This is a genomic window from Devosia indica (assembly GCF_003056405.1).
Lineage (GTDB): Bacteria > Pseudomonadota > Alphaproteobacteria > Rhizobiales > Devosiaceae > Devosia > Devosia indica.
This window is the reverse complement of the sequence record NZ_PYVZ01000011.1, coordinates 79,067-91,718: the sequence shown is the minus strand read 5'-3', so window position 1 is coordinate 91,718 and position 12,652 is coordinate 79,067. Positions and strand designations below refer to the sequence as shown.

13 protein-coding genes and 1 tRNA gene are annotated in these 12,652 nt (G+C 61.7%); 5 read left to right on the top strand and 9 right to left on the bottom strand.

Annotation, left to right across the window (positions count from 1 at the left end; all coding sequences use genetic code 11):
• Positions 1–105: 105 nt before the first annotated feature.
• Entirely contained in the window at positions 106–660 is a 555-nt protein-coding gene (locus tag DDE76_RS12105) for a TetR/AcrR family transcriptional regulator (protein WP_104892738.1), read from the bottom strand.
• 80 nt (positions 661–740) lie between these two features.
• Here DDE76_RS12105 and DDE76_RS12100 point away from each other — a divergent pair, with 80 nt between their 5' ends.
• Both DDE76_RS12100 and DDE76_RS12095 read left to right on the top strand, forming a co-directional pair.
• Complete coding sequence (locus DDE76_RS12100) at positions 741–1,775, top strand: SDR family oxidoreductase (protein WP_104892737.1); 1,035 nt, start codon at positions 741–743, stop codon at positions 1,773–1,775.
• A gap of 50 nt (positions 1,776–1,825) precedes the next feature.
• Positions 1,826–1,901 (top strand) — tRNA-Ala (locus tag DDE76_RS12095).
• Positions 1,902–2,049: 148 nt separating this feature from the next.
• Here DDE76_RS12095 and DDE76_RS12090 read toward each other — a convergent pair.
• Positions 2,050–2,817, bottom strand: coding sequence for a FadR/GntR family transcriptional regulator (locus DDE76_RS12090; RefSeq protein WP_104892736.1), 768 nt, complete (start codon positions 2,815–2,817; stop codon positions 2,050–2,052).
• A 152-nt stretch (positions 2,818–2,969) separates the two neighbouring features.
• Here DDE76_RS12090 and DDE76_RS12085 point away from each other — a divergent pair, with 152 nt between their 5' ends.
• Positions 2,970–4,358 carry a M20/M25/M40 family metallo-hydrolase gene (locus DDE76_RS12085; protein WP_104892735.1) on the top strand — a complete coding sequence of 463 codons (1,389 nt, stop codon included), beginning with the start codon at positions 2,970–2,972 and terminating at the stop codon, positions 4,356–4,358.
• A 40-nt stretch (positions 4,359–4,398) separates the two neighbouring features.
• On the opposite strand, the gene DDE76_RS12080 is transcribed toward DDE76_RS12085, so the two are convergent.
• From DDE76_RS12080 to thpR, 3 genes are all read right to left on the bottom strand, one after another.
• A complete protein-coding gene (locus DDE76_RS12080) occupies positions 4,399–4,905 on the bottom strand; it encodes an invasion associated locus B family protein (protein ID WP_104892734.1) in 507 nt (168 codons plus the stop codon).
• A gap of 85 nt (positions 4,906–4,990) precedes the next feature.
• Positions 4,991–5,512 carry an invasion associated locus B family protein gene (locus DDE76_RS12075; RefSeq protein ID WP_104892733.1) on the bottom strand — a complete coding sequence of 174 codons (522 nt, stop codon included), beginning with the start codon at positions 5,510–5,512 and terminating at the stop codon, positions 4,991–4,993.
• 219 nt (positions 5,513–5,731) lie between these two features.
• A complete protein-coding gene (gene thpR / locus DDE76_RS12070) occupies positions 5,732–6,271 on the bottom strand; it encodes an RNA 2',3'-cyclic phosphodiesterase (RefSeq protein WP_104892732.1) in 540 nt (179 codons plus the stop codon).
• Between the two features lie 201 nt (positions 6,272–6,472).
• On the opposite strand from thpR, the gene DDE76_RS12065 reads away from it, so the two are divergent.
• Positions 6,473–7,198, top strand: coding sequence for a Bax inhibitor-1/YccA family protein (locus DDE76_RS12065; protein ID WP_104892731.1), 726 nt, complete (start codon positions 6,473–6,475; stop codon positions 7,196–7,198).
• A gap of 97 nt (positions 7,199–7,295) precedes the next feature.
• On the top strand, positions 7,296–7,793 hold the full coding sequence (locus DDE76_RS12060) for a GNAT family N-acetyltransferase (protein WP_104894841.1): 498 nt from the start codon (positions 7,296–7,298) through the stop codon (positions 7,791–7,793).
• Here the strand turns inward: DDE76_RS12060 and DDE76_RS12055 are convergent.
• The 4 genes from DDE76_RS12055 to acnA all read right to left on the bottom strand — a co-directional run bounded on the left by DDE76_RS12055 (position 7,790) and on the right by acnA (position 12,521).
• Positions 7,790–8,257, bottom strand: a complete 468-nt coding sequence (locus DDE76_RS12055) for a GNAT family N-acetyltransferase (RefSeq protein WP_157955776.1) — start codon at positions 8,255–8,257, stop codon at positions 7,790–7,792. The genes DDE76_RS12060 and DDE76_RS12055 overlap by 4 nt on opposite strands.
• Positions 8,254–8,637 carry a DUF2794 domain-containing protein gene (locus tag DDE76_RS12050; RefSeq protein WP_104892729.1) on the bottom strand — a complete coding sequence of 128 codons (384 nt, stop codon included), beginning with the start codon at positions 8,635–8,637 and terminating at the stop codon, positions 8,254–8,256. The genes DDE76_RS12055 and DDE76_RS12050 overlap by 4 nt, the downstream gene beginning before the upstream one ends.
• A 266-nt stretch (positions 8,638–8,903) precedes the next feature.
• Positions 8,904–9,641, bottom strand: a complete 738-nt coding sequence (locus tag DDE76_RS12045; RefSeq protein ID WP_104892728.1) for a DUF1223 domain-containing protein — start codon at positions 9,639–9,641, stop codon at positions 8,904–8,906.
• A 126-nt stretch (positions 9,642–9,767) separates the two neighbouring features.
• Positions 9,768–12,521, bottom strand: a complete 2,754-nt coding sequence (gene acnA / locus DDE76_RS12040) for an aconitate hydratase AcnA (protein WP_425430625.1) — start codon at positions 12,519–12,521, stop codon at positions 9,768–9,770.
• Positions 12,522–12,652: the final 131 nt, after the last annotated feature.

Sequence of the window (12,652 nt, the reverse complement as noted above, 5' to 3'; positions counted from 1 at the left end):
AGGTCCGGACCAGTCCCTCCGGTCTCGGCATGGGACAATCGGTTCCTGGCAACGCAGACAGTCTGTTGGGATCGAATGGGCGGGCGACTGGGCCCGGGTCAGGCGCTAGCCCAGATCGGGCCCTAGCAGTCGCGCCACGACCAGTTTGAGGTCCGCAGCCAAGGTCTCGGCAGCGATGGATTTCTGTGCCACCCCAAAACTGGCATCAAATACCAGCCGCGCCAGCCGCTCGGCGTCCACGATACCAGCCTTGGCCAGTTCATCGCTCAGGCGATCACGCACGATGCGCTCCGAAGCGGCAAACAGTGAGGCGCCCTGTCGGTGCGCCGAGAACAGCTCCTCGACATGAGGTGAGCCGGCCAGCGCAGATGCAATGACCCCGAACTCGGCCGCCAAAGCACCACCTATGCGTTCCAGCAAGGGACCGGGCCGATCAAGCTCGGTTTCAAAGCTTTCGAGCTTGTCGGCCACCAATTGCTCGAGAATGGCGAGAAACACGGCGTCCTTGTCAGAATATTCGGCGTAGAGCGTTGGCTTGGCCATGCCGGCACTCTTGGCGATGGCCTCCATGGTGGTCGCCCGCAGACCCTGCCGCAGGAACAGCTCGCGTGCCGCCGCCAGGATACGCATCCGCTTTTCGGACTGTCTTTGGTTGCTCATCGCAAATATGTGTATCCGTCGCTATTGAACGAATTGAACGAATAACGTACATATCGTTCAATTGTTGAGGAGACCAGCCCATGACTGCCCCCGCACCACAGACCGATCGCGTCCTGCTGACCGGTATTTCCGGCTTTCTGGGCGGTCACGTCGCCCTCGCTCTGCTCAAGGCCGGTTATATCGTGCGCGGCAGCGTGCGCAACCTCGACAAGGCCGAGTCGGTTCGCGCCACGCTTGAGCGCGCCGGAGCCGATGTTTCAAAGCTCGAATTCGTTACCCTGGATCTGCTCTCGGACAAGGGCTGGGACGAGGCGATGGAGGGCGTGCGCTACCTTCAGCATACCGCCTCACCCTTTGTCATCGACCTGCCTGAAGACAAGATGGACCTCATCCGTCCCGCCGTCGAGGGGACAGAACGGGCCTTGAACGCTGCCCTGCGCGCAAATGTGGAGCGGATCGTTCTGACCTCATCCATGGCCGCCATCGCCTATGGCCATGACAAAGCACACACAAGACCTTTCACCGATACGGACTGGACCAATCTCAACGGTCGCGACGTCAATGCCTATATCGAATCCAAGACCCTGGCCGAACAGCGGGCCTGGGACATCATGCGCGCTGCCGGTCGCGCCGCCGACCTGACAACCATCAATCCGAGCGCCATTCTGGGCCCCCTGCTTGACCAGGACCCGGGCACTTCGGCACTGATTGTCAAACGCCTGCTCGATGGCTCGGTCCCGGCCTTGCCGCGGCTGCCCTTTGTCGTCGTTGATGTGCGCGACATTGCCAATGCCCATGTCGCGGCAATGACGACGGAAAGCGCTCGCGGCCGGCGCTTTCCTATGGGCGAACGTCCCATCCTGATGGGCCAAGTGGCCGATATCGTCCGCAAGGCAGCACCGGACCGCAAAGTCCCGCGCCTCAGCATGCCGGACTGGGCGGTCCGCATCTACGCCCTGTTCGACCGCGATGTCCGCGGGATAGTTAATGAACTGGGTGTACTCAAACATCTCGACTCCAGCGGCGCGGTCGCCCTGCTGGGCCGCCCGCTCATCCCTGCCGATCAGGCCATCACCGCCACCACGCACGCCCTGATCGAGAACAAGATCGTATGACCGGACCTCTTGCCCTGACGCCAGACTTTGTCCATATACGCAAGTGGTGAGGGGCTGTAGCTCAGTTGGGAGAGCGCGTCGTTCGCAATGACGAGGTCAGCGGTTCGATCCCGCTCAGCTCCACCACTTCGCCGCTGGTCTGCGGAGCGGACCAAGCGCTTCAGCGAAGCGATCAAAAGCAAGCAGGCCGCCAGACCTTCGCTCGAAAGGCAAAGGTTGTCGTGGCGATGTTGCCCTGGTAAAGCAGCCGGACCCCAAGGCAGGCAGACCCTGTCTACCCCTCTTTTTCCATCCGTCCCGCCGCGCGATCGAAGCCCTGAGAGATCGCGTCGCGCATGGCCAGCCGTGCCGCATGCGAATCGCCATCCCGGATGGCTTCGGCAATGCGCCGGTGCACGCTCACCGTGACGCCCAGGGCCACTGGATCATTGACCGGCGACGATATGGTAAAGGCTGCCGTCAGTGCCATTTCCACCAAAGCGCTGATCGAGGCCATGAAGGGATTGCCCGACGCCTCCGCCACCAGCCGGTGAAACTCAAGATCGTGGCGCGCAAAATCGGCGGGCGTCTCCGCGATTGCCATCAGCTCGACACATGCGATCAACGCCGCTGACAGCTCTGGCACGCTGCGTTCCGCCGCCAGCGCCGCCGCTTCGATCTCGATGCCGATGCGCACTTCGGCCAGACTGCGCAGGAACCCCACTTCCGGGCCCAGCTCGAAAAACCAGGCCAGCACGTCGGCATCGAACAGGTTCCAGCGATTGCGCGGCAGGACGCGGGTGCCGATCCGTGCGCGTGCCTCAATCAATCCCTTGGCCGCCAGGGTCTTGAGCGCTTCGCGCAACACGGTGCGCGAGACCCCGAAGCGGTCGAGCAGATCGCTGTCCGGCGGCAGGATTTCGCCTTCGGCATATTGGCCCGAGACAATCGCCAGGCCCAATTCCCAAAGCACGTCCGAATGCAGATTGCGCGCCGGGTTGCGACCGGAAAGCGAAGCGATCAGGTCACCCGAGTGCCGCGCGCGTCCACCGGATCTGTCCATGCCAACCCCATTCACCCTTGATGCGCCGAGACCTAACCACAGCCGCAATAGTATGACAATAACATCGACCGCGATGCCACTGGACAGCCCGCCGCGCCGCGCGCGATGGTGCGCCACCGCTCCATCGGATTCGCAAGCAAGGACGCTCCCACATGACCAGCCCCGCCACCATCGACACCGTTCTCGCTGCCGTCGATTCCGGGCTCGATCAAAGCCTTGAGCGCTTGTTTCACTTGTTGCGGATCAAGTCCATTTCTACCGACCCGGCATACGCTGAGGAATGCCGGAAGGCCGCCGACTGGATTGCCGGCGAGCTGGTCGCACTCGGTTTTGATGCTACCAGCCGCCCCACGCCGGGCCATCCTGTCGTGGTGGCCCACGGCCCGCAGCAGCCCGGCCCGCACGTGCTGTTCTACGCCCATTACGACGTACAGCCAGTCGATCCGCTCAACTTGTGGGACACCGATCCGTTCGAGCCGGTGATCAGGGAGAAGAACGGTCGCAAGATCATCGTGGCGCGGGGCGCTTCGGACGACAAGGGGCAGATGCTCACCTTCATCGAAGCCTGCCGCGCCTGGAAGGCTGCCACCGGCTCGTTGCCTATCCGCGTCTCACTGATGCTTGAGGGCGAGGAGGAAAGCGGCGGCAAGAACCTGCCCCCCTTCATGCGCGAGAATGCCGAAGAGCTGAAGGCCGACATTGCCCTGGTCTGCGACACGGACATGTGGGACCACCAGACCCCCTCGATCACCACCATGCTGCGTGGCCTGGTGGCAGATGAGGTGGAAATCACGGCAGCCAACAAGGATCTGCACTCCGGCATGTTCGGCAATGCCGCGCGCAATCCCAATCAGGTGCTGGCCGAGATCATTGCCAGCCTGCGAGCGCCGGACGGCTCGGTGACACTGCCCGGTTTTTATGACGATGTGGCGGAAATCGCCCCCGAATTGAAGGCGCAATGGGCCGGTCTCGGCTTTGACGAGAAAGGCTTTCTGAGCGGGGTCGGGCTATCGACCCCGGCGGGCGAACAGGGCCGCTCGGTGCTCGAACAGCTCTGGGCACGCCCGACCTGCGAAATCAATGGCATGAGCGGGGGCTATACCGGCGATGGCTTCAAGACCGTCATTCCGGCCAAGGCATCGGCAAAGATTTCCTTCCGCCTGGTCTCGGGCCAGGACCCGGACAAGATCCGCGCCGCCTTCCGCGCCCATGTCGAAAACAGGCTGCCCCCCGACTGCACGGTGACCTTTACCCCCCATGGTGGATCGCCTGCCATCACAGTTCCCGCCGATGGTGCGTTTCTGCACCAGGCCCTCCAGGGCCTGTCAGATGAATGGAACACGCAGGCCGTTATCACCGGCGCCGGCGGCTCGATCCCGGTGGTCGGCGACTTCAAGAAGATCCTGGGGCTCGATACGCTGCTGATCGGCTTTGCCCATGTGGACGACCAGATCCACTCGCCCAATGAGAAATACGATCTTGAGAGCTACCACCGGGGCATCCGCTCCTGGGTCCGCGTGCTGGGCGCGCTGGCGCAATAGGTCCAGCGTCGACCTGGCTAGGCGCTTCTGGGTGCCCGGCTCAACACTCCGCGCCGATGGCCTGTTGCGCTGCCGTAGCGCCCGAGAGCGAATAGGACTGCACCACTTCCATGCCCGCTGCCGTAGTGCCCGTGATGGTCACGGTGGAGCCAGCGCGGATGGCCGCGGCCAGATTGGCGCCCTGGGTGCTGTCATCGAGCCAGGCCGCGTCATTCTGGGTAAAGAGCGCAAAATCCTGCCCGCCCACACTGGCGACGGCCATCGACCCGGTCTGGAAGGTATAGCCGGCAACCACGTTGAACTCGTTGACCACATCCTCACCGGGGCGATTGGTGACATAGAGATAGGCCTCGCCGTAGCCCTCAGGAGTCGGTTCGGTGGTTTTTGGCCGGGTCATGGCAAAGCAGACCGTGCCGCTGCCGTCATCGGCCGCATAGCTCGACCAGTCACGGAAATCGCCGAGCACGCGCGCCGATTGCGCCCAAGCCGGCACAATGGCGGCGAGCGTGGAGAAAAGGGCAAGCGAGAGGGCGGGGATACGGATCATCAAGTCTCTTACCATTGACATAACCGGGCAACGGGCCGATGGCCCGACGCCCAGTTAGGGTGTTTGAAAGCCTGTCGGCAAGCCCCTACTGACAGGCTGCGTCGATCGCATTCATGGCAGCAGTGGCACCGGAGAGTGAATAGGTGTCGACCGTATCGGTGCCCCGCTGGCTGGTGCCACGCACCACCATCTGGTTGCCAGCCTTGAAGGCTTCGACAAAACCCGGCTCGTCGCTGCTCGAGGCCAGCCATGCGGTCGAACCGCGGGCCGCCATCACATAGCTCTTGCCATCCACCGTGGCCGAGGCCTTGGCGTCGGTGGTGTTGTAGGGATAGCCGATCTGGGTCTGGACCTCGTTTTTAGAGCCCATGCCCTTGCGGTGCACAATCAGGAATTTGACCGGATCGCGATTGACCCCTGTCGGTTCGCTGCGCTGTGGCTCGCCAATGATGAAACAGAGCTGTCCGCTCTGGTCGCTCGCCGTATAGGCGGACCATGCATTGAAAGTGCCCAGCTCGGTGGCCTGCTGCGCCTGAGCGGCCGGGGCCAGAGCCATGACCGTTGCCACCGCGAGCCCAAGGATGAGGCTACCGGTTTTCATCGTCATCGCCAAATCTTCCTCTTGTCTTGCTGGTGTTCGAAGGCAGTTTCGTCCGCCCATTGTGCCCCGAACATGGTTACCAAGGTGTCAAAACCCGCGCGATCTCGGGCATTTGCATCAAATGGAAGGCAAAGGCGGCGGGAATTGGGCATATCCGGCCCGGTCCCCGGCGCTCTCTCATCACAGGGTTAAGCGGGCGCTAACAAGGGCGTGATCCGAACTGCCTCAGGCGGCCAGGGGATAGCTTTGTTCCACCAGATAAGGCCCACCCCCCACCGAATCCCGGCTCGAAAACAACACGAACCGCGCTGGCACGAAGCTGAGCGGTTCGAACCGCGCTGCTTCGGCAATGAACCGCGCCACGTCAGCGGCTGCCGTGCCGCGCAAGCGCGCCAGTGACACATGCGGGACGAATTTGCGTCCCTCCGGCGGCAGACCGGCCCGCTGCAGCACCCGCTCCTGTGCAGCCTGCAAACGGCTAAGTGCCTCGGACGGCTCGACTCCCGCATAGAGGGCCCGCGGCTTGTCGCCGCCAAAGGTGCCCAGATGGGTCAGCCGGATAGGAAATTGCAGCGAGTTGGACAGCCGATCGAGGCTATCGACGACCTCGTCAGCGGTCTTGCCGTCGACATCCCCGATGAAGCGCAAGGTGATATGGTAGTTTTCCGGGTCGATCCAGCGGGCGCCGCTGAGGCCGCCCCGCTTGAGCGAGAGGGCAAATCCCACATCGGCGGGGATTTCGAGGCCGGTAAAGAGCCGGGGCATCACGGACCTCCCTGGCAAGTGTCTGCGCGATTCGCCCAAAGACCCTAACACAAACGCTTTATCCGGCCAGTCCCGGTGTCGCAGCCAACCGATTATCCTTGTCAATCCAGCAATGGCTCCCCATATTCCGGTCCAAGTGGCAACGCCAATTGCCCCCGGCGGTGAACAGACCGCGTCTATTTTTGGAAAGGGAACCAAAGAATGGCTGAATATGACCGTCAGACCCTCGGTGCGCGGGCCGGCTCGGCCTTGGCCATCGACGAGGGCCTTCGCAGCTACATGCTGCGCGTCTACAATTATATGGGCCTCGGCCTGGTGGTAACGGGGCTTGTGGCCTTCTTCACCAGCCAGTGGGCCATGTCGAGCCCGGCCAACGCCGAGCTGATCTATGGCAGCCCGCTGTCCTGGGTCATCATGCTCTCGCCGCTGGCCTTCGTGCTGGTGCTGAGCTTCGGCATCAACAAGCTTTCCGTGGGTGCATCACAGGCGATCTTCTGGGCCTTCGCGGCCGTGATGGGCCTGTCGCTGTCATCCATCTTCCTGGTCTATACCGGTGCTTCGATCGCTAAGGTGTTCTTCATCACGGCCGCAACTTTCGGGGCGATGAGCCTGTACGGCTACACCACCAAGCGCGACCTGACCGGCATGGGCAATTTCCTGATGATGGGCCTTATCGGCATCATCATTGCCTCGATCGTAAACATCTTCATGGCCTCGTCCATGCTCGACTTTGCGATCTCTGTCATCGGCGTGCTGATCTTTACCGGTCTGACCGCCTATGACACCCAGAAGATCAAGGAAAGCTACTCCGAGCACTATGGTGCTGACGTGATGGCCAAGAACGCCATCATGGGCGCGCTCTCGCTCTATCTGGACTTCATCAACCTGTTCATGATGCTGCTCCGCCTGTTCGGCAATCGCGAGTAGCAATCAATGCCTTGATCGCCCGATCAAGGAAATTGGTTGGACGTCACAAGGGACCGCAGCTTATGAAGGCTGCGGTCCTTTTCTTATGTCCAAAGCCATGTCCGATTATCTCCTGCGTCCCTTCTCCTGGTCCGATATTCCCGCGATCACCACGATCTATCGCCATTATGTGGCCCACACCGCCATCACCTTCGATACCGAAGCACCCGGAGAGGAGGCCATTGCCGAGAAGTATGCGGGCCTGAAAAAGCTCGGACATCCGCTGATCATCGCCGAACGCGCAGGCAGGACTGTCGGCTATGCCTATGCCAGCTTCTACCGACCCCGCGCCGCCTATCGTTTCACCTGCGAGGATTCGATCTATCTCGATCCAGAAGAAACCGGCCGTGGCCTGGGCAAGCTGATGCTGACCGAATTGCTGGTGCAGTCGAAGGCGTTCGGGTTCAAGCAGATGCTGGCCGTCATCACCGCCGACACCGCCAACTCCATTGCCATCCACGAAAAATTCGGCTTCAGCAAGGTCGGCTATTACACCGGGGTCGGCTATAAGTTCGACCGCTGGCACGACATCGTGCATCTGCAGAAGGCGCTCTAGCCGGCCAATCGCTTATGCATGGCAAAACAGGCCGTGCCACCATCCTGGCTGGCATCAGCCGACCAGCCCTGAGCCCGATAGAAGGCCTTTGCCGTGTTCGTCGCCCTCAGCCGTCCCTCTGCAAACCCGCGCGATCTCAGATCGGCCTCCATATGTGCCAGAAGAGCCTTGCTGATACCGCGAAAACGGGCCTCAGGCGCGACATAGTTGAGGGCGATCTCGCCATCCGCCGTAGTGGCTCCGACAGCGACCACCTCCCCATCCAGTTCGGCTACCACCATGAAGAAACCGTCCCGCGCAAGCATTGAGAGAATGCCGTCAGGGGTCTTGTTGGCGGTCCAATCGGCAATGCGATTCGGATCATTCTGATGATCGGCATGACAGAGTTCGGTGATCGAGGCGGTCAGCACCCGGCTCATCACCGGGGCATCCATGGGACCGGCCGCGCGGATACGCAACTTCACCCCACAACCATCAGGTCGGGATCAAGCACCCGCAACACCTGCGCCAGATCGTGCCCGCGCTTGAGAATGCGCCCCTGTTGATTGATGACCATGAACTGGCCCTGCTTGTTGCGCAGCTTGGGGTTCTTCTCGACCACGAACAGGGGCCGCTCCGAGACCCGCGCATAGATCGAAAAAAGCGCCCGATCCTTGAGGAAATCCATGGCGTAGTCGCGCCATTCACCCGAGCCGACCTTGCGGCCATAGACAGACAGGATCTGCATCAGCTCCCGCCGGTCAAAGGCAACCACGGGTTGCACGGGCCGGTTGGACTGGCCGGAGGGCTCGCCCACATGCACCAGTGCCAGATTGTTCGAACTCGTCTTCGGAGGACCCTGCACGCCGCCTCAATGCCCTGTCATCGTTCCGTAATGATCGGCGCAATCGCCCGGCTTGGCAAGAGGCACGAAAAACCGCAATTCGGCCATTATTTGTCCCTCAACACGCCCCAATGGGGCAGCATCGTTCAACCATTGCCTCCAGTGGCTGGCGGCAGGCCGACCGAGCCCCCAAACCAGAAAGCCCGCTGCCAGCCGCCCTTATTTGAGTTGACTCCAAGTCAGTCGCCCGCTCCTGCCCCCGGAGCGGGCGTTTTTGTCAGGCAAAGCTAGAAGCTGTAGGCGGCAGCGCCCAGGATCGGGCCAGGCAGGCCATTGCGTTCGGGCTGGACCAGGATGGCAATGCCGCCATTGGCGCTGGGATCGAACTGATCCAGCGGCAGCTTGATCTCGGCCCCGGCCCCCGCCTCCCACATGCCCACGATCTGCCGATCGACAACAACCTGGGTATAGACCATGGACTTGCCGGCATTCTCACCCTTCTCGATGGCGACATCGGCCCGGTCGAGATAGCGGATCAGCCAGATCGAGGCGTCTTCCAGCGCGGCATCGGCGGGCACCTGCAGCTTGAGCATGTCGCCATAAGCGGTGAGCGACACCGCCAGCGGCAATTGCGCCGAAGCGACCGCATCGTGCACGTCGTCACGCTTGGATCCGACGACACCCTCGGCACCGTTAATGACCATTTGCGGGGTGAAGATACGCGAGGACCCCCAGCTCTTGGCATAGCCGCGTTGCCGGTCAGAAAAATCCTTGTCGCCAAAGGTATCTTCCCAGCCGATATAGTCCCAGTAATCCACGTGATAGGCCAGCGCCACCACGTCATCACGCTCGGCAAGGCTGGTCAGCAATGCATCGGCCGGCGGACAGGACGAGCAACCCTGGCTGGTGAACAGTTCGACCACCGCCTTGGGGTTGAGGCGCACGGATTCTGCGGCAACCGAGCCCGAAAGGATCAGCGCCAGAGCCGTGCCTGCAATGGATGCGGAAAAGCCGTGAAGAAACATGGGCGCTGTTGTAGGCCGGGCCCATATCGATTGCCTAGTCAAAAGCGGGTGAGCCGCGCTGGCAAAACGAAAAAATGGCGGCCCCGAAGGGCCGCCATCTGTTCTGTCGTTGGATGTAAGCGGCGCTTACGCCGCGACCAGACTGCGCAGCACATAGTGCAGAATGCCGCCATTCTTGTAGTAGTCGAGCTCGTTGGCGGTATCGATCCGGCACAGGGTTTCGACATTGAGCACTTCGCCATTGGGGCGGGTGATCTTCACATTGACCGTTGCGCGTGGCTCGATGCTTTCCACCCCGACAATGTCCACTGTCTCGGTGCCGTCCAGCCCCAGGCTCTGCCAGCTTGTCCCGTCCTTGAACTGCAGCGGAATGACGCCCATGCCGACCAGGTTGGAGCGGTGAATACGCTCGAAGCTCTGGGCAATGACGGCCTTGACGCCAAGCAGATTGGTGCCTTTGGCCGCCCAGTCACGCGATGAGCCGGTGCCATATTCCTTGCCTGCAAACACCACCAGCGGCGTGCCCTGCTGCTGATAGGCCATGGCCGCATCATAAATCGGCATCTGTGATCCATCCGGACCCTTGGTAAAGCCGCCTTCGACGCCGTCGAGCATCATGTTCTTGATGCGGATATTGGCGAAGGTACCACGCATCATCACTTCGTGATTACCGCGGCGGGCGCCGTAGGAGTTGAAGTCCTTCGGGGCCACCTGACGCTCGGTCAGATACTGGCCCGCAGGCGTGGCGGCCTTGAACGAACCGGCCGGGGAGATGTGGTCGGTGGTGATCGAATCGAGGAACAGCGCCAGCACCCGGGCCGAAACCACATCGGTCACCGGCTTGGGCTCCATGGTCAGATCCTCAAAATAGGGCGGGTTCTGAACATAGGTGGACGATGCGTTCCAGCCATAGGTTTCCCCGCCTTCCACGGCGATACCCTGCCAGTGTTCATCACCCTTGAACACGTCCGAATAGCGCGACCGGAACATTTCGGCGGTCACATGCTGGCGCACGATCTCGGCCACCTCATGATTGGTCGGCCAGACATCCTTGAGGTAGACCGGCTTGCCATCCTTGCCGATGCCCAGCGGCTCGGTGGTGATGTCGATGTTCATTGAACCGGCCAGGGCATAGGCCACCACCAGCGGCGGGGAGGCCAGATAATTGGCGCGCACGTCCGGGTTCACGCGGCCTTCGAAATTGCGGTTGCCCGATAGGACCGAGCAGGCGACCAGCTTGTTCTCGTTGATGCAATCGGAAATGGCCTGCGGCAGCGGACCCGAATTGCCGATGCAGGTCGTGCAGCCATAGCCGACCAGGTTGAAGCCGATGGCATCGAGATCTTCCTGCAGGCCCGCTGCAGTCAGATAGTCGGTGACCACCTGCGAGCCGGGGGCCAGCGAGGTCTTGACCCAGGGCTTGGAATCCAGCCCCAGCGCCCGCGCCTTGCGGGCCACGAGGCCGGCCGCGACCAGCACGGAGGGGTTCGAGGTATTGGTGCAAGAGGTGATGGCGGCAATAACCACCGAACCATCGTCAATGTGATAATCGGTGCCCTTGACCGGGAATGCAGCCTCTTCGGGAATATCGTCGACGCCGGTGGCGCCTTCATCGACATAGCGGCTTTCCTGCTTGTCGTCCGGCATACGCGTGCGATCGGCGCGGCCACCGGTCAGCTCGGGCAAGACCTTTGCGAACGCCGATGCGGCGGTATTAAGCGGCACACGGTCCTGCGGACGCTTGGGGCCCGAAAGCGAGGGCACAACGGTGGACAGATCGAGCTCGAGCGTGTCGGTAAACACCGGATCGTCGGATTCCGAGGTACGGAACATGCCCTGGGCGCGTGAATAGGCTTCCACAAGGGCCACGCGCTCCGGGTCACGCCCGGTGGTGGTGAGGTATTTCAACGTATCGGCATCGACCGGGAAATAGCCGCAGGTGGCGCCATATTCAGGCGCCATATTGGCAATGGTCGCCTGGTCTTCGAGGGAGAGGTAATCCAGGCCCGGCCCGTAGAACTCGACGAACTTGCCAACCACACCCTTCTTGCGCAGCATTTCGGTGACTGTCAGCACCAGATCTGTGGCGGTGATGCCTTCATTGATCTTGCCGGTCAGCTTGAAGCCGACAACTTCGGGGATCAGCATGGTGATCGGCTGGCCGAGCATGGCCGCCTCGGCCTCGATGCCGCCCACGCCCCAGCCGAGCACGGCCAGGCCATTGACCATGGTGGTGTGCGAATCCGTCCCCACCAGCGTATCAGGATAGGCGACGGTTTCGCCATTCTCGTCCTTGGTCCAGACGGTTTGGGCCAGATACTCCAGGTTCACCTGGTGGCAGATGCCCGTGCCGGGGGGCACAACGCGGAAATTGTCGAACGCCGACTGGCCCCAGCGCAGGAACTCATAGCGCTCGCCATTGCGCTCATATTCGAGCTCGACATTCTGCCCGAAGGCCAGCGCGGTACCGAAACTGTCCACCATCACCGAGTGGTCGATGACCAGATCGACGGGGACCAGCGGATTGATCTTCTGCGGATTGGCGCCGAGCTTGGCGGTGGCATCGCGCATGGCGGCCAGGTCCACCACGGCCGGCACACCGGTGAAATCCTGCATCAGCACGCGCGCCGGGCGATAGGAAATCTCGTGATCGGATTTGCGGGTCACCAGCCAGGTGGCGACGGCCTCGATATCGGCCTTGGTTACGGTGCGGTTGTCTTCGAAGCGCAGGAGGTTTTCCAGCACCACCTTCATCGAGCCGGGGAGCTTGGAGACGCCCGCAAGGCCGTTCTTCTCGGCCTCAACGATCGAATAATAGGTGTAGGTCTTGCCGCCGACCGTCAGTGTCTGCTTGGATTTGAAGCTGTCTATCGAGGTCACTTGTGCTCCGCCCTTCTTGCTGCTTTTGCGCCGGATCATTCGGGGCGTGGGGCCGAAGAACAAACCGCGCTTTTCTGGAATGACTCCAATCTCTTTGGGCTTATAGTCAATCAACCAAGCCCTTGCCAGTA